The 15,308-nt window shown below is 72.7% G+C and carries 15 protein-coding genes; 4 read left to right on the top strand and 11 right to left on the bottom strand.

Features of this window, described 5'->3' with window-relative positions:
• Positions 1–101 precede the first annotated feature (101 nt).
• Positions 102–311, top strand: coding sequence for a DUF5988 family protein (locus ACGFWI_RS16305; protein ID WP_393906604.1), 210 nt, complete (start codon positions 102–104; stop codon positions 309–311).
• Positions 312–336: 25 nt separating this feature from the next.
• Here the strand turns inward: ACGFWI_RS16305 and ACGFWI_RS16300 are convergent, their stop codons facing one another.
• From ACGFWI_RS16300 to ACGFWI_RS16260, 9 genes are all read right to left on the bottom strand, one after another.
• Positions 337–1,182 (bottom strand): hypothetical protein, encoded by an 846-nt coding sequence (locus tag ACGFWI_RS16300; RefSeq protein WP_393906603.1) that lies wholly within the window; start codon positions 1,180–1,182, stop codon positions 337–339.
• A gap of 2 nt (positions 1,183–1,184) precedes the next feature.
• On the bottom strand, positions 1,185–1,559 hold the full coding sequence (locus ACGFWI_RS16295) for a hypothetical protein (RefSeq protein WP_393906602.1): 375 nt from the start codon (positions 1,557–1,559) through the stop codon (positions 1,185–1,187).
• Positions 1,546–3,399 carry a hypothetical protein gene (locus tag ACGFWI_RS16290; protein WP_393906601.1) on the bottom strand — a complete coding sequence of 618 codons (1,854 nt, stop codon included), beginning with the start codon at positions 3,397–3,399 and terminating at the stop codon, positions 1,546–1,548. Before ACGFWI_RS16290 ends, ACGFWI_RS16295 begins: the two co-directional genes overlap by 14 nt.
• Positions 3,400–3,635: 236 nt before the next feature.
• Positions 3,636–4,628: a malate dehydrogenase gene (locus tag ACGFWI_RS16285; protein ID WP_393906600.1), complete on the bottom strand. Its 993-nt coding sequence runs from the start codon at positions 4,626–4,628 to the stop codon at positions 3,636–3,638.
• Positions 4,629–5,113: 485 nt separating this feature from the next.
• A complete protein-coding gene (locus ACGFWI_RS16280) occupies positions 5,114–6,211 on the bottom strand; it encodes a helix-turn-helix domain-containing protein (protein WP_393906599.1) in 1,098 nt (365 codons plus the stop codon).
• 241 nt (positions 6,212–6,452) lie between these two features.
• Positions 6,453–7,463, bottom strand: coding sequence for a DUF2690 domain-containing protein (locus tag ACGFWI_RS16275; protein ID WP_393906598.1), 1,011 nt, complete (start codon positions 7,461–7,463; stop codon positions 6,453–6,455).
• Positions 7,460–8,329, bottom strand: a complete 870-nt coding sequence (locus ACGFWI_RS16270) for a helix-turn-helix domain-containing protein (protein ID WP_393906597.1) — start codon at positions 8,327–8,329, stop codon at positions 7,460–7,462. The genes ACGFWI_RS16275 and ACGFWI_RS16270 overlap by 4 nt, the downstream gene beginning before the upstream one ends.
• Before the next feature lie 466 nt (positions 8,330–8,795).
• The gene (locus ACGFWI_RS16265; protein ID WP_393906596.1) at positions 8,796–9,224 is read right to left on the bottom strand and encodes a DUF3017 domain-containing protein; all 429 of its coding nucleotides are present in this window, start codon (positions 9,222–9,224) and stop codon (positions 8,796–8,798) included.
• Positions 9,225–9,290: 66 nt separating this feature from the next.
• Positions 9,291–10,145 carry a bifunctional methylenetetrahydrofolate dehydrogenase/methenyltetrahydrofolate cyclohydrolase gene (locus tag ACGFWI_RS16260; protein WP_393906595.1) on the bottom strand — a complete coding sequence of 285 codons (855 nt, stop codon included), beginning with the start codon at positions 10,143–10,145 and terminating at the stop codon, positions 9,291–9,293.
• 242 nt (positions 10,146–10,387) lie between these two features.
• Here ACGFWI_RS16260 and ACGFWI_RS16255 point away from each other — a divergent pair, with 242 nt between their 5' ends.
• Positions 10,388–11,116 (top strand): RDD family protein, encoded by a 729-nt coding sequence (locus ACGFWI_RS16255; RefSeq protein ID WP_393906594.1) that lies wholly within the window; start codon positions 10,388–10,390, stop codon positions 11,114–11,116.
• A gap of 111 nt (positions 11,117–11,227) precedes the next feature.
• Entirely contained in the window at positions 11,228–11,788 is a 561-nt protein-coding gene (locus tag ACGFWI_RS16250; RefSeq protein WP_393906593.1) for a hypothetical protein, read from the top strand.
• Positions 11,789–11,863: 75 nt separating this feature from the next.
• On the opposite strand, the gene purH is transcribed toward ACGFWI_RS16250, so the two are convergent.
• Together purH and purN are read right to left on the bottom strand one after the other, a co-directional pair.
• Positions 11,864–13,429 (bottom strand): bifunctional phosphoribosylaminoimidazolecarboxamide formyltransferase/IMP cyclohydrolase, encoded by a 1,566-nt coding sequence (purH, locus tag ACGFWI_RS16245; RefSeq protein WP_393906592.1) that lies wholly within the window; start codon positions 13,427–13,429, stop codon positions 11,864–11,866.
• Positions 13,426–14,091 (bottom strand): phosphoribosylglycinamide formyltransferase, encoded by a 666-nt coding sequence (purN, locus tag ACGFWI_RS16240; protein ID WP_393906591.1) that lies wholly within the window; start codon positions 14,089–14,091, stop codon positions 13,426–13,428. The genes purH and purN overlap by 4 nt, the downstream gene beginning before the upstream one ends.
• A 245-nt stretch (positions 14,092–14,336) precedes the next feature.
• Here purN and ACGFWI_RS16235 point away from each other — a divergent pair, with 245 nt between their 5' ends.
• Positions 14,337–15,206, top strand: a complete 870-nt coding sequence (locus ACGFWI_RS16235; protein ID WP_393906590.1) for a hypothetical protein — start codon at positions 14,337–14,339, stop codon at positions 15,204–15,206.
• Positions 15,207–15,308 lie beyond the last annotated feature (102 nt).

Below are 15,308 nucleotides of genomic sequence, written 5' to 3'. Positions count from 1 at the left end.
CTTGACGTGGCGGCACCGCGCGATGTGACACCCCCCGGAGCCGTCACCCGCGCTGCCGAACCGGAGGAGCCGTGGACGACGGCCCGGACGACAATGCAGGCATGGCTGACACAGCGGCGAAAGCGGTGCTCGAAGGCGGCCCCGAGGAGCTCCCCGAGCGGATCGTGCCGGTGGATCCCCCCGGGACCGAGCTGAAGATCCCGTACCGGAATGGCTATGAACACTTCCGGGCCACCAGCCGGCAGAAGCACACCGCCGAGGGGGCCCTGCCCGTCTACGAGTGGTGGGAGCGTACGGAGCTGCCCGGGTAGCGCCCTTCTTACGGCCGCACGGGCCTCAGGTGGTGGGAGCGAAGGCCTGCAGGGCGATCTGCTGGGTCCGCTCCTGTTGTGGCCAGTCGGCCTCGGTGCCCAGGACGAGTACGGCGAACTGACGGCCGTCGGTGGCGGTGAAGGCGCAGTCGACGACCTTGACGCGCGCGCCGAGACGCTTGCTGTCATAGGCATAGACCAGTTGGGCGGCGTCCGTGCCCGGCGCCGGGCCGCCCATCGGTGCGAGGCTGATCTCCTCGAACCCGGGCTGGGCGGACCGCTCCTGCGACGCCTTCTGCAGCGCTTGGCGCGGCGTGGAGTCCGGTTCGCTGACCTCGAAGATCTGCACCAGCCCCCGGTCGTCCGATGCGGTGTAGAAGACCCCGTTCTCCTCCTCGCTGCGCTGCCAGCCTTCGGGCACCGCGAGGGTGAAGCCCTTGGCGTCGTGCACGAGACGGTAGCCGTCGGGCAGACCGCCGGCGGAGGGATCGGTCGCGGTGGGCTGCGTGCTGCCGGTGGGCACGGTGGTGGCCGTGCTCGGCGGGGCGGACGCCTTGCTGCCGGCCGGCGGGCGGGCGGCGGCCGGGGCATCGCCGGGATGGCCCCAGAGCAGATAGCCGCCGCCGACGGCCGCCGCGATCACGGCCACCGCCGCACCGGCCACCAGGGCCGTGGCGCGCTGCCGGACCGCGGGCAGGGGCTCGGCAGGAGGCACGGGAGCGGGGAGGGGTCCGTCCGTGGAGGGGGCGCCCGTCGTGGGCGCGAAGGACGGCCGGGGCGGCGGCGGGCCCGTATAGGGCGCGGGCGGCGGTGTGCCGTCCTCCCAGCGCTGGGTCTCGTTGTTCCAGCGGGCCGGGCCGCCTCGTTTCATGGTCAGCCTCCCAGCAGGGCCGCGACCGCCTGGCTGACCGCGGCGCCGGAGGCCAGCAGGCCCACCACGGCACCGGCGTCGGCAAGCGCCGTACGGAGCCGGGACAGCCGGCCCTGGGCCGCCGCACCGGTGTCCGCGATCTCCGTCTCGGCGTCGGCGAGTTCGCCGCTCAGGGCGGTGATCTGCGGGCTCTGCACCGCCCGGGAAAGATCGTCGCGCAGGGCACGGACGGCGCGCAGCAGCTCCTCCTGCGCCGGGTCCGCCGCGGGCGCGGTCCCACCCTCGTTGTGGGTCACCGTGTTGTGGTCGCCGATGGCGACGGGACCCCGGACACTGCCGATGTGGATGCCGTTGCCGCGTTCGTCAGCCGTTGCCACGCCGGGCACTTCCCTTCTCAGCGGAGCCACGCTGGGTGGTGTTCTGGGTGATCGTGTTGTGGTCGCCGATGCCGACGGCGCCCTGTGCGGACTCGACGTAGACACCGCCGGCGGCGACCTGCACCACCCGCTGCTCGAACTCGTCGGTCTGATAGCCGGCCTCGCGCAGCGCCGTGGTCACCCCGGCCGACACCCGCTGCTGAATGGTCCTCAGATAGCGGGCGACGTCCATGTCCTGGAAGAGCGACGACTCACCGAAGGAACCCAGTTCGCGTACGGAGGCGCCGGGGCCTTCGGGAAGCGCCGCACCATGTCCCGCGGTGGCCAGTTGCCAGCTCGACTGCAGGCCGCGCAGCAGCGTGACGAGGGCGTGTCCGGCCGAGCTCGGGGTGCGGGACAGCGCCCACACCGCCTTGCCGAAGTGGTGGTGGTACCGGTACTGGTGGGCGAGCCGGTCGGCGTCCTGGAAGAGCTGCCGCAGCGGCCACAGCACATGGGGCGCGATCTCCAGCATCAGCATCCCGCCCTGCGTGTGGACCCGTACGAAGAGCGTGGTGACGATGCCCTCGTTCCAGCCGCCGACCCGGATGCGCAGGAAGTGCCGGCGGGTCTCGCCGCCCTCCTCCACCGCCGCCGCCCGGTGCATCTCGAACTCGGCCGGTGCGTACGGTGCCGCCGCGCGGGTCGGCAGCCCCTCGGCCGGCAGAAAGACACACTCGTCGATCTCCAGCGCACGCAGCCGGTCGCGCACCGCGGCCGCCGTCTCCGGCGAACCGTGCGGCGACGGCACCCGCAGCGCCGCCACCAGCGGGACGATCCGGGCCAGGATGGCGCCGTTGTCCAGCGGCTCGGGATCGCGGTCCGGCCGGGGGTTCAGCTCCACCGACAGCGACCAGGTCTTGTACGGGGAGCCGGCGCCGCAGAACGGATCGGCGGCCCGGTACATCACCAGCGGCCCGTGCTGCTCGGTCCGCACCCGGTCCCGCAGCCGCTGGAAGCGGTAGCCCTCGGACCGTTCCGCGGGGTCGGACATCACATCGGGGAAGCGTTCCCTGGACAGTTCGCGCGCCAGCACCCGGGCGAACTGCCCGCGTTGCAGCGCGACGACAACCGCCAGTTCCAGCGGCAGCAGCAGCGCGATCCACACCCGCACCAGGACGCCGCCCTGACCGCCGTCACCGGGGTACAGGGCGCCCATTCCCTGGCTGAGGGAGGCGTCCCACGGCGGGGTGCCGTAGGACGAGCCGTAGCCGTCCGAGGAGCCGCTCGTCAGGGGGTTGAGGGCGTCCGGGAGCGGCGAGAACATCCAGTCCGCGCTGATGAGGTTGGCCCCGCCGAACGCCACCACCAGCAGCGACAGGCAGAACAGGGTCAGCGACAGCCGTCCGTACCAGCGCAGGACGAAGGAGGCCACCACGGCCAGCCAGCGCGGAATCGGCGCCCGGCGGACGGCGCGGCCGAGCGCCATCAGGATGACGGGGACGAGGTAGAGCACCGCGAGGCCGGAGGACAGCGGGACGGCCACGATCCACAGCAGCAGGATCGCCGCCGCCCAGCCCAGTTGGAGCCGCCGGGCACGCAGCGCGTGGGCGAGGACCCGGGCGGCATCGATGCCCAGGGAGGGCGCGGCGAACCGCTGCTCATGGACGTACAGCTCATCGATGACCGCGTCGCGGAACGTGTCGTCCAGGTAAGTGCCGGCGCACAGCAGCCGGGTGGCCTCGCCGGCACCCGGCGGGGTCGGGGGAAGCGGTGCGGGCCCGGGGTCCTGGGGCGTCCGGCCCAACGGCCGGGCGTCGTCGGATTCTCCCTGTTGCTGAGGCACATCCATCCGAGCCATCGTCCTCCCCCGAAACTCCAACTGGCCGCCTCGGCAGCCTGATTGGCGAGCGAGCTGCCGGCTCCGGCCACGGCGGTGCGAAGCCGCAGCATAGGGGAGCGGACCGGTCCGTGTCAGCGCGATTACCCAGGGTCCGTGCGATACGGGGAAACAAGCCGAGCCCGCACGGCCGTTGTGGACCGTGCGGGCTCGTCGGTGCTGCGGTGCCGCCCGCGCGGGGCGGCAGCGGCGGTGGGTCAGCCGAGGAGGCCGAGACCGCGGACCGCCTCGCGCTCCTCCGCCAGCTCCTTCACGGACGCGTCGATGCGCTCGCGGGAGAAGTCGTTGATCTCCAGGCCCTGGACGATCTCGTACTTGCCGTCCTTGGTGGTGACGGGGAAGGAGGAGATCAGGCCCTCCGGGACGCCGTAGGAGCCGTCCGAGGGGATACCCATCGAGGTCCAGTCGCCGTCGGCGGTGCCGTTGACCCAGGTGTGGACGTGGTCGAGGGCGGCGTTGGCGGCGGAGGCGGCGGAGGACGCGCCACGGGCCTCGATGATCGCCGCACCGCGCTTGGCGACGGTCGGGATGAAGTCCTCGGCCAGCCACTTCTGGTCGTTCACGACCTCGGCGGCGTTCTTGCCGGCGACCTCGGCGTGGAAGATGTCCGGGTACTGGGTGGCGGAGTGGTTGCCCCAGATCGTCAGCTTGCGGATCTCGGAGACCGGAGTGCCGGTCTTCTTCGAGAGCTGCGAGAGCGCACGGTTGTGGTCCAGACGGGTCATCGCGGTGAAGCGCTCGCGCGGTACGTCCGGCGCGGCGGCTTGGGCGATCAGGGCGTTGGTGTTGGCGGGGTTGCCGACGACCAGGACCTTGATGTCGTCCGCGGCGTGGTCGTTGATGGCCTTGCCCTGCGGCTTGAAGATGCCGCCGTTGGCCTCCAGGAGGTCGCCGCGCTCCATGCCCTTCGTACGGGGGCGGGCGCCGACGAGCAGCGCGACGTTCGCACCGTCGAAGGCCACGTCCGGGTCATCCGAGATGTCGATGCCCTGCAGCAGCGGGAAGGCGCAGTCGTCCAGCTCCATGGCGGTGCCCTCGGCGGCCTTCAGACCCTGTGGGATCTCCAGGAGGCGCAGCTTGACCGGCACGTCCGCGCCGAGCAGATGACCGGAAGCGATGCGGAAGAGGAGTGCGTAACCGATCTGGCCGGCGGCGCCGGTGACGGTGACATTGACGGGAGTGCGGGTCATGGCGATCTCCTGCGCGGTGTTTTTCCGGGGGCAAGCCCCTGGACCACCATGGGTGGCGGTGGGTGTCCCTGCCCAGCTATCGAGGTCTCTTGGTATCGAGAGACCCGGCCGTCAGGCTATCGGACCCCCGCCCGACCCAAGCGACGGGCCGGTGTGGAACACCTCACCGGGTGCTCCCGGGGGCGTCCGTACGGCCGTCCGTGCACGCTTCCCCGGCCCGGCATGCGCTCCGCGCGGGTCTCCGCAGGAAGGGGCGGCGGCCGCCCGCTCAAGGAGGGGGGGAGTGCGGGCGGCCGCCGAGTTGTGCCACACCCGTGGGGGGGTATTTCGTCGCCTGCCCGGGATCCCGGCGGGCATGCCCCCTGAATTTCGGCCAACCTCCGGGGAGGCTGATCCGGGGCCGGGAGCACGCCGGGGCGGCCCCGGCACCTGGCTGTCGCCGCCCGCGCCCAGGGGATATCGCCCAGGCCGCCGGAGGACACGGCCTAGCGGGCCGCCCGGGTGGCCTGGCCGGCGGGCGTGGCCGGAACCGGACGGGCGCAGCTCTTCACGCCCGCCACGGTCGTCTGGCAGGCCGCGACCTTCGCCGGGTCTCCGGACACCTCGACCATCGGGGTGTAGGCGTCGCCGTCCCGCTCGGCCCGCGCCGTGGCGCTGTGGCCGCCGGCGCTGATGGTGGCCTGATCACCCCGTGCCGCGTGGCTGATCCGGGCCCAGGCCGTATGGCAGACCGCGCTGTAGCGGACCTCGATCAGCGCGCGGCCCGCCAGACCGCGGGACGGGGTGACCGCACGCTGCCCGCCGCAGCCCATCTTCTCCGGGTCTTTGCCCACACAGCCGGCTCCGGTGCAGCGCACCCCGGCCGGAAGTGCCGGCTTCGCGCTCGGCGCGGCCGCGGGCGCGGCCGCCGCCTTCTTCGCCGGGCCGGCGGCCGGATTCAGCAGCAGGACGGCGGCGCCGGCCAGCAGCAGCGCGCCGACCGCACCGGCGACGAACAGGACCGTCCGGCCGCGGCGGGCACGGCGGTCCGTGGATGGGGCGGGCGCCGCTGCCGGAGCCGGGGACGGGCCCGCTGCCGCCTCCCATCCGGGGAAGTCGGCGCTCGACGGGACGTCCGAGCGGCGCTGCTGCGCCGTCCGGGGCGGCTCCGCGATCTGCTCGGACTCCGCACCCTTGGCGCTCTTGGCACCCTTCGCCGGTTTTGCGGGCTTCGCCGCCGGCCCGGTCTGCGCCGGTTCCGTGTCGAACTCCCCCAGTGCGGCGCGCGCCTGTGCCACGCGGATCGCTTCCATGGTGACGTCCTGCCGCATCTCGGCCCGGCTCCAGGCCCGTTCGGCCAGCTCCCACAGCGTGGTCAGATGTGCGGGATGCGCGCCGGTCGCCTCGGCGAGCGCGACCACCGCGCGCAGCGGCGGCAGCAGCCGCCCGTTGAGATAGCGCTCCCAGGACGTCTTGCTGTAGCCCGTACGGTCCGCGACGGCAGCCACACTCAGTCCGCTGCGGTCCACGAGCCTGCGCAGCTGCTCGGTGAACTCCCCTACCTGCGGATCGAGTTCTTCCGGCAGCGCCTTCCAGCGAGGCATTGCCTCCCCCTATCCCCCCGCTTACGTGCGACAGCGCGGCTCCCCCGGCCCCGCTCCTTGCTGCCCGCGGGGGTGCGCCCGGCCAGGACGGCAGTTCCCCGTTCACGGGCGCACGGGCGCATCCGGGCACACGTCACCCACCCGCACGCCCCGTGACCCCTGCAGTGTCGCATTTCGACCGGACGCCGTACGACTTCCGTACGTTTCCTGACAAGAACGGGCCAGGTAGCCCCTCGTGGGCCTACCGTGCGAAGCACTCCCCTGTCCCGCCGCCCGCCGGATAGAGACACAGGCGGATGCCCTCGGGCCCGCGGACCGCCACCATCGGCGTGACGAGATACCCCTCGGCATCGAACCGGTCCACCACCCGCACCGACCGCGGCCGCGCCCCCGGCGCCGACACCTCCAGCCGGTCCCCGACCCGGCCGCCACGGAGTCGGCCCCAGGCCGCGCCGCAGGCCTCGCCGTAGCGGATCTGAACATGCTCGCCCCGGGCGGCAGTTCGCTCCAGGGGCGTCTCCACCAGGTCCGGTGGCTCGCAGTACGTCGACTCCGGGTCCTTGCCGTCGCAGGCCCTCGCCCGGCAGCCCGTCACCGCGGAGGGCTGGGGCACCGCGTCCTCCCGCGGGCCGCTCCCGACGCCCCTCTCCCCCGCCCAGAAGACCAGCGCCGCCACCCCGACAGCCACCAGACCGACGCAGGCGCCGGCCACTACGGCCACGACCCGCTGCGGCAGCCGTGCTGACGCCCGCGGCGACCGCCGGGCCGACGTCTCACCGTCACCGCCCCCCGCCCCGGGCGGCGCCTCCTCCACCACGCTCACGCCACAGGCACTCCCCTCTCCCGGCGTGCCGGCGGAGCCACTTGCCTCCCCCCGCGCGCCGTCCGCGGCATGTCCCGCGCCCTGGCCCGGTGCGAGGCCCCGGGCCGGCGCCGCACCCCGGCCCCGCGCCACGCTCCGGCTCCGGGCCCCGCCCGGCCGCCCGCGTCCGCTCCAGGCCGCGTCCGCCAGCTCCCACAGCGCCAAGAGCCCTCCCGACGGCTCCCCCGCCAGCAGGCACAACGCCTCGACCGCGCCCCGCGGCGGCAGCTTCTTGGCGTTGAGATAGCGCTCCCAGGACGACTTGCTGTAGGGCGTCCGCTCGGCGAGTGCGGCCAGGGTGAGCCCGGTACGCCCCCTCAACTCCCGCATGCGCGCTGCCAGTCGGGAGCTCTCGACGCTTTCCCTCGGCTCGCTGCCGGGCCCGCTCACCGGCGCAGCACCTTCCAGGTGTCGGGGCCCACGATCCCGTCCGTGGGCAGCCCGGACCGGGCCTGCAGACGCTTGACGGCACGCAGGGTCTTCCCGCCGACGATGCCGTCCACCACGCCCGGGTCATAGCCCTGGCGGTGCAGCAGACACTGCGCCTCGACGACGTCCCAGCCGGTCGCGCCGCTGCCCAGGATCGCCGTGCCGGTGCGGCTGTGCCCGGCGTACAGGGCACCTCCCCGGCGCTGGACGGGGCAGTCGAAGGCCTCCCCCGGCCGGTGGGTGAACGTGGATGCGGCACTGGGGGCGCCGACGGCCATCGCGGTGCCCGCACCGCGCCCGATGCCGGAGGCGTCCTGCCAGAGGCGGACCACCAGGAGCGCCGCACCGGCCATGACGAGCACGGCCAGGGCGCCCAGCACCAGAGGACCGAGCGGCACGTGCCGTCCGGCCGTGGGCGCGGCGGCCGCGGCGGGGACGGGCGCCTCGTCCCGCTCCGCCCGTGGCGGCGGCGCTCCCTCTGCTTGCCGCACCGCCGGTTCCCGCGGCGGCCGGGCCGCCGGCTGCGGCACCGGCGGCCGGCCCGCCGGCTCCGGCCGCTCCGCGTTCCAGGCCTGCGCGGCGACCTCGTGCAGCGCCAGCAGCCGGGTCGCATCGGCCTCACAGACCCGCGCCAGCGCCGCCACCGCATCACGCGGCGGCAGCTTCTTGCCGTTGAGATAGCGCTCCCAGGACGACTTGCTGTACGAGGTCCGGGCAGCGAGCGCGGCCAGGCTCAGCCCGCTGTGGTCCTTCAACCTCCGTAGCTGGACGACCAGATGCCGCACCCGATGGTCCAGCGATTCGGGCAGCCCTTTCCAACGCGACATGTTCCACCCCATATACGCGTTCGTTCTCCCCCGAGGCCATCAGCCCCCTGTGCCGCCGATGATGGCGCGGACGCGACCTCCGTTTCCGCTTTTTACTCTTTCCACGCGGTATCCCGAACTCCCCGTCGCCCCCGTCACCGTCCCACCGAAGCGTCCACCTCGACGACGTCCCCGCAGGTCACACTCGCGGTATCCCACGGTGTCCGCATACGGCGGCCCCGCCGACGCCGGCCACCGGCGGGTGGGAGCACGGCCGGTGGCACACCCCGGGCCGCACGGCCCGCCCCGCGCCGCCTCCGCCGTGGCCCGTGCGCCGCCCGGCCGCCTTCGTACGGCACCTCGGCACAGCACGGCGGCGGCCCGCCTTCTCCCGGAGGAGAGGACGGGCCGCCGTCATCGCGCTATCGGCCGGGGCCCGGAGACGCCCTGCGGCGTGCGCCCGGGACGGGCCTCGGACCGTGTCGTCCTAGCGCACGGTGAAGTGGACGATGTCGTCCAGGAACGGGATATGGATCCACGGCTTGGGCTGCACCATCAGCGACAGCATCACGATCACGAAGCCGAGCCCCCCGTACGTCGCCATATCGGTGAAGCGCGAGCGCACGGCCAGCATCCCCACCGACGGCAGCGCCCACCGCAGCACCGCCCCGGCCAGCAGTGAGAGCCCGATCACTATCCCCCCGATACGGAACGCGTCGAGCGCCACCAGCAGCAGCCCGAGCGCGACCCCGCCCATGACGGCGAGCAGCGGCCACTGCCGGGCGGGCGCGGGGAAGCCGCCCGAGGCGGCCCGCCCGCCGCCTTCCGGCCGGGCGGTGTCGCGGGTCAGCGTGGGAAAGCGGCGCGAGGAGCGCTGCGGCTCGGAGGCCCCGTCCGAATGCGCTTCGGCACCCATGGCTGGCAGTCCCTTCCGGTGTCCGGTTCCGTCTGTCTCAGAGACAGGCTCTCAGATCTCGCGTGGTCAGCCCGCCGCGCGCTCGGCGGCCTCGACGACATTGACCAGCAGCTGGGCGCGGGTCATCGGGCCGACGCCGCCCGGGTTGGGGGCGACCCAGCCGGCCACCTCGGCGACCCCCGGGTGCACATCGCCGACGATCTTGCCCTGTTCGTCACGGCTGACGCCGACGTCCAGGACGGCCGCACCGGGCTTGATGTCCTCGGGCTTGATGATGTGCGGCACACCGGCGGCGGCGACGATGATGTCGGCCTGCTTGAGGTGCGCGGACAGATCACGGGTGCCGGTGTGGCACTGGGTCACCGTGGCGTTCTCGGACTTGCGGGTCAGCACCAGCGGCATCGGGCGGCCGATGGTGATACCGCGGCCGACGACCACCACATGCGCGCCCTTGATCTCGACGCCGTGCCGCCGCAGCAACTGGACGATGCCGTACGGGGTGCACGGCAGCGGTCCCTCGATGCCGAGCACCAGCCGGCCCAGGCTCATCGGGTGCAGCCCGTCGGCGTCCTTGGCCGGATCCATCAGTTCCAGGACGCGGTGCGCGTCGATGCCCTTGGGGAGCGGGAGTTGGACGATGTAGCCGGTGCAGGCCGGGTCCTCGTTCAGCTCCCGTACGACCGCCTCGATCTCCTCCTGGGTGGCGGTTTCCGGCAGTTCCCGCTGGATCGAGGCGATGCCGACCTGGGCGCAGTCGCGGTGCTTGCCGTTGACGTACCAGCGGCTTCCCGGGTCGTCGCCCACCAGGAGGGTGCCCAGCCCGGGCTGGGCACCCTTGGCCTTCAGCGCCTCGACGCGGGTGGTGAGCTCGGACTTGATAGCGGCTGCGGTGGCCTTGCCATCCAGGATCTGGGCAGTCATACCCTCTATCTTCCCGGATGAGGGCGGTCACGTTCCAATCAGGGCATGCGGGGCGTCCATGGCCGGAATTGATCATTGCACTTGCACAACAGCCGGGGGCCTTGACTGGACAGAGTGAATGCGCAACTAGAAGGATTGACGTGCAGTGCCGCAGGCATCGTCGGGGGCGGGCCAGTGAATCCTGTTTTTCCTCCGCGTCACGCCGCGTCGCGCGACAGTCACCCAACGGAGGAAAGCAGCAGATGAGTTTCGGCGACCCGAACAACCCCTACGGCCAGCAGCCGCAGGCGCCGCAGGGCCCGTACGGCCAGCAGCCCCCGGTCCCGCCGCAGGGTCAGCCCGGCTACGGCTACCCCCAGCAGCCCCCGCAGCAGCAGCAGCCGTACGGCTACCCCCAGCAGCAGGTCCCGCAGCAGCAGGCGTACGGCTACCCCCAGCAGCAGGCCGCTCCCTACGGCCAGCCCGGCATGCCGGGTATGGGCATGCCGACGGGGTACGCGAGCTGGGGTGCGCGACTGTGCGCCCTGCTGATCGACGGCCTGATCGTGGGCCTGGTGCCCGGCATCCTGTACGGAATCGGGGCCGGCGTCGCCGCGTCCTCCGTGGGCAACTACGACAGCTGCGCCTTCGACGACTACCAGTGCCGGGCGGACGCGGCCTCGGCCGGCCCGCCGGCCATCGCCTTCATCCTGATCGGCCTGGCCGGCCTGGTGGCCATGGCGGGTGGCATCTTCATGCTCATCAAGGAAGGCAACACGGGCCAGACTCCGGGCAAGAAGGCCATGAGCATCCGGCTGGTCCGCGAGGACACCGGTCAGCCGCTCGGCTTCGGTATGGCCTTCGTCCGCCGTCTGGCGCACTTCCTCGACAGCATCGCCTGCTACGTCGGCTGGCTGTGGCCGCTGTGGGACGACAAGGCGCAGACCTTCGCCGACAAGGCCGTCGGCTCCGTGGTCGTCAAGACCCAGTAGCCGGTCCGGGGCGACGCCCCGACCCGAGGTGCACCACTCGCGAAGGCCCCCTCGCCACTGCGCGATCGGGGCCTTCGCGGCTCCGTTCACGTCGTTTGAAGGACACGTCTCGTGAGTTATCCCAACCAGAACCCCTACGGTCCGCCGCCGGGTCAGCAGCCCGGTTACGGCTACCCCCAACAGCAGCCGCAGCAGCCGTACGGCCCGTACCCGGGCGGCGGCGGGATGCCCGGCATGCAGCCGCAGTACCCGACGGTGATGCCCGGCGGCGTCAAGGCCGCGCGGGTGATGCTGTTCGTGCTCTCCGGTCTGAACCTCATCGGCCTGATCCTCGCCGTGATGGGTCTGGGCGGCGTCAGCAAGGCCTCGCACAACGTCTCGCCGTACACCGCCGCGGACGACGTCACGGCGATGAACGTCGGCAAGGGCCTGCTGATCGCGGTGATCGTGCTCATCGTGATCTTCACCGCGGTCGCCATCACGCTGGCGCTGCAGTTCGCCAACGGCGGCGGCGGGGTCCGGGTCGGCGCCATCGTCTTCGGCGTCGCCACCATCATGCTGAGCCTGTTCACCTTCCCGGTCGGCCTGGTCCACACGGTCCTGGGCATCCTGGTGATCGCCTTCACGTCCAAGGACGAGAGCAAGTTCTGGTTCAACAGGCCGCGTTACTGACCTCTTCGGGCCGCACGCGACGGAGGGCCGCACCCCGGCTGGGGTGCGGCCCTCCGTGCGTGTGGTGCCGGTCGCTCAGTGGAAGAAGTGCCGGGTCCCCGTGAAGTACATCGTCACGCCGGCCTTCTTGGCGGCCTCGACGACGAGTTCGTCGCGGACCGAACCGCCGGGCTGGGCCACGGCCTTGACGCCGGCCTCGGCCAGCACCTCGAAGCCGTCGGGGAACGGGAAGAAGGCGTCGGAGGCGGCGTAGGAGCCGCGCGCCCGCTCCTCGCCCGCGCGCTGCACGGCCAGCTTCGCGGAGTCCACGCGGTTGACCTGGCCCATGCCGACGCCGACCGTGGCACTGTCCTTGGCGAGCAGGATCGCGTTGGACTTCACGGCGCGGCAGGCGCGCCAGGCGAAGGCCAGCTCGGCCAGCTCGTCGGCGGGCAGCGCGGTCCCGCTGGCCAGCGTCCAGTTCGCCGGGTCGTCGCCCTCGGCCTGCAGCCGGTCGGTCTCCTGGAGCAGGGCACCGCCGTCAACGGGCTTGACCTCCACGGGGTTCGACGGCGCGTCGGGGCAGCGCAGCACCCTGATGTTCTTCTTGCGGGCGAGGATCTCGACCGCACCGTCCTCGTAGCCGGGGGCCACGATGACCTCGGTGAAGATCTCGGCGACCTGCTCGGCCATCGCCACGGAGACCGGGCGGTTGACGGCGATGACGCCACCGAAGGCGGAGAGCGGGTCACAGGCGTGCGCGTTGCGGTGCGCCTCGGCGACCTCCGCGGCCACCGCGATACCGCACGGGTTGGCGTGCTTGATGATCGCGACACACGGCTCGGCGTGGTCGTACGCGGCCCGGCGCGCGGCGTCGGTGTCCGTGTAGTTGTTGTACGACATCTCCTTGCCGTGCAGTTGCTCGGCCTCCGCGAGCCCACCGCTGCCGTCCACGTACAGCGCGGCACCCTGGTGCGGGTTCTCGCCGTAGCGCAGGACGTTCTTGCGGGCGTAGGTCGCGCCGAGGAACTCGGGGAAGGCGGAGTCGTCCGCCGCCGCATAGCCGTCGGCGAACCAGGAGGCGACGGCCACGTCGTAGGCCGCGGTGTGCTGGAAGGCCTCGGCCGCCAGCCGCTTGCGCGCGTCCAGCTCGAAGCCGCCGCCGGTGACGGCCTCCAGGACGTCGCCGTAGCGGGCGGGGTTGACGACCACGGCCACCGACGGGTGGTTCTTGGCGGCGGCGCGGACCATCGAGGGGCCGCCGATGTCGATCTGCTCCACGCACTCGTCGGAGGTGGCGCCGGAGGCGACGGTCTCCCGGAACGGGTACAGGTTGACGATCACCAGGTCGAACGGCTCGACACCGAGATCGGTCAACTGCCGGCGGTGGTCCTCCAGGCGGAGGTCGGCCAGGATGCCGGCGTGCACCTTCGGGTGCAGGGTCTTGACCCGGCCGTCCAGACACTCGGGGAAGCCCGTCAGCTCCTCGACCTTGGTGACCGGCACCCCGGCCGCGGCGATCTTCGCGGCCGTCGACCCGGTCGAGACGAGCTGGACGCCCGCCGCATGCAGCCCCTGCGCCAGCTCCTCCAGCCCGGACTTGTCATAGACACTGACCAGTGCGCGGCGGATGGGCCGCTTCGTACCTTCGGTGGCGGTCACGAGATACGTACCTTTCGTCCCTCAATGCGGTAGCCGTGCCGGGCCAGACGCCCCACGACCTCGACGAGCAGTGATCGCTCGACTTCCTTGATGCGCTCATGCAGCGCGGATTCATCGTCCTCGTCCCGGACCTCGACCACGCCCTGGGCGATGATCGGGCCGGTGTCGACGCCGTCGTCGACGAAGTGGACGGTGCATCCGGTGACCTTTGCGCCGTACGCGAGCGCATCGCGCACGCCATGGGCACCGGGAAAGCTCGGCAGCAGCGCCGGGTGGGTATTGACGGTGCGGCCGCCGAAGCGGGCGAGGAACTCCTTGCCCAGGATCTTCATGAAACCGGCCGAGACCACCAGATCGGGCTCGTACGCGGCGGTCGCCTCGGTGAGCGCCGCGTCCCAGTCCGAGCGGCTGTCGTAGTCCTTGACCCGGCAGATGAACGTCGGGAGCCCGGCGGCCCCGGCGCGCTCCAGGCCCGCGATGGCACCCCGGTCGGCGCCGACGGCCACCACCTCGGCTCCGTACTCCGCCACGCCCTGGCCGGCGATGGCGTCCAGCAGCGCCTGCAGGTTCGTACCGGAACCGGAGACGAGGACGACGATGCGGGCCGGACGGCCGGGGCGGCCGGGCCGGGCCGGCTGGGTGGGGGCTGGGGAGGAAGCCACGACGGGGCTCTTTTCCGATCTCGCGTGCTTTGTGTGGTCATACAAGACTGCGGGTACCGCAGATCCGGGGAACCCTACGAAGGCGCCGACCGTCAGCAACGATACCGGCACACCGAGCGGCCCCCACGGGACGGGGGCGGGCACGGGAGGTAGCGTCAGGCGTAAGACTGCATGCAGTTCGTGGTAACCGGGCGCCGGCCGCTAAGGCCCGCGTACGGACGAGACAAGGGGAAGACGCACTCCAGATGACGGACCGACGCCGCCGCGCGGCCCTCCTGCTCCCGCTGCCCGCCACCGCCCCCGGGGTGGTGCTGCTGCCGCGTGAGCGCAAGTCGTCGTCCTCGTCCCCGGAGTCTTCCGCTCCGGATTCCCCGGACTCCGACCAGGACAACCCCTTCGCCCCGCCGCCGGCCGACGCCCCCGACCAGGAGTGGCGCCCGCGCCACCGCGCCCACACACCGGGCCAGGACGGCAACGACGAGGAAGAGCCGTCGCAGGACGAGCCGGCGCCGGGCTGGGGCAGCCAGTGGAGCCCCCGGCAGCCCGGCCGGCAGAACGGCGGCTTCGGCACCCGGCCCGGCGCCCGCAACGGCCAGCAGGGCGGCGGCCCCGGGGGCCCCGGCAGCCCCGGCGGACTGCGCTGGGACCCCACCGACCCGGCCCAGCGCCGGGCGCGCTTCGCGCTGCTCGCCGGACTGTGGTCGTTCTTCTGTGTGCTGTTCAGCCTGCCGGAGGTCGCCCTGCTGCTGGCCGCGCTGGCGCTCTACTGGGGCATCAGCTCGCTGCGCGCCAAGCCGAACCCCGCGAAGGCCGCCGCCGCGGTCACCACCGCCGCCATGGAGGGCCGCCCGGCCCCCACCGCCCAGTCCGCCCCGGACCCGCAGTCCGGCCCTCCGACCTCGCCGGGCAGCACCCGGCCGCAGGTCACCGCGGCGATCGCGGGGCTGGTGATCGCGTCGCTGGCGCTGATGATGGTGGCCGCGACCTTCACCGTGCAGATCGTCTACCGCGACTACTTCACCTGCGTGAACGACGCCCTGACCCAGTCGGCCGGCAAGTCCTGCGAGCAGATGCTGCCGAAGGAGCTGCGGCCGCTGCTGAGCACCCAGCAGTAGGCGCGGTGGGCGCCGGCCGGGTGTGCCGGTGGCCGGTGGCCAGTTCAGCAATGGCGGGTTCAGCGATGGCCGGTTCAGCAGTGACGGCTTGGGGCTGACGAT

The sequence above is a fragment of the Streptomyces sp. NPDC048434 genome (genome assembly GCF_043200375.1).
Lineage (GTDB): Bacteria > Actinomycetota > Actinomycetes > Streptomycetales > Streptomycetaceae > Streptomyces.
This window is presented reverse-complemented; position numbering and strand designations above follow the sequence as displayed.

What these genes read in the sequence shown, in the direction of transcription:
- ACGFWI_RS16290 (WP_393906601.1), bottom strand. Translation starts at nt 3,399, where the DNA reads ATGGCTCGGATGGATGTGCCTCAGCAACAGGGAGAATCCGACGACGCC.
- ACGFWI_RS16235 (WP_393906590.1), top strand. Translation starts at nt 14,337, where the DNA reads ATGACGGACCGACGCCGCCGCGCGGCCCTCCTGCTCCCGCTGCCCGCC.
- ACGFWI_RS16305 (WP_393906604.1), top strand. Translation starts at nt 102, where the DNA reads ATGGCTGACACAGCGGCGAAAGCGGTGCTCGAAGGCGGCCCCGAGGAG.
- ACGFWI_RS16255 (WP_393906594.1), top strand. Translation starts at nt 10,388, where the DNA reads ATGAGTTTCGGCGACCCGAACAACCCCTACGGCCAGCAGCCGCAGGCG.
- ACGFWI_RS16280 (WP_393906599.1), bottom strand. Translation starts at nt 6,211, where the DNA reads ATGCCTCGCTGGAAGGCGCTGCCGGAAGAACTCGATCCGCAGGTAGGG.
- ACGFWI_RS16300 (WP_393906603.1), bottom strand. Translation starts at nt 1,182, where the DNA reads ATGAAACGAGGCGGCCCGGCCCGCTGGAACAACGAGACCCAGCGCTGG.
- ACGFWI_RS16260 (WP_393906595.1), bottom strand. Translation starts at nt 10,145, where the DNA reads ATGACTGCCCAGATCCTGGATGGCAAGGCCACCGCAGCCGCTATCAAG.
- ACGFWI_RS16285 (WP_393906600.1), bottom strand. Translation starts at nt 4,628, where the DNA reads ATGACCCGCACTCCCGTCAATGTCACCGTCACCGGCGCCGCCGGCCAG.
- ACGFWI_RS16265 (WP_393906596.1), bottom strand. Translation starts at nt 9,224, where the DNA reads ATGGGTGCCGAAGCGCATTCGGACGGGGCCTCCGAGCCGCAGCGCTCC.
- ACGFWI_RS16270 (WP_393906597.1), bottom strand. Translation starts at nt 8,329, where the DNA reads ATGTCGCGTTGGAAAGGGCTGCCCGAATCGCTGGACCATCGGGTGCGG.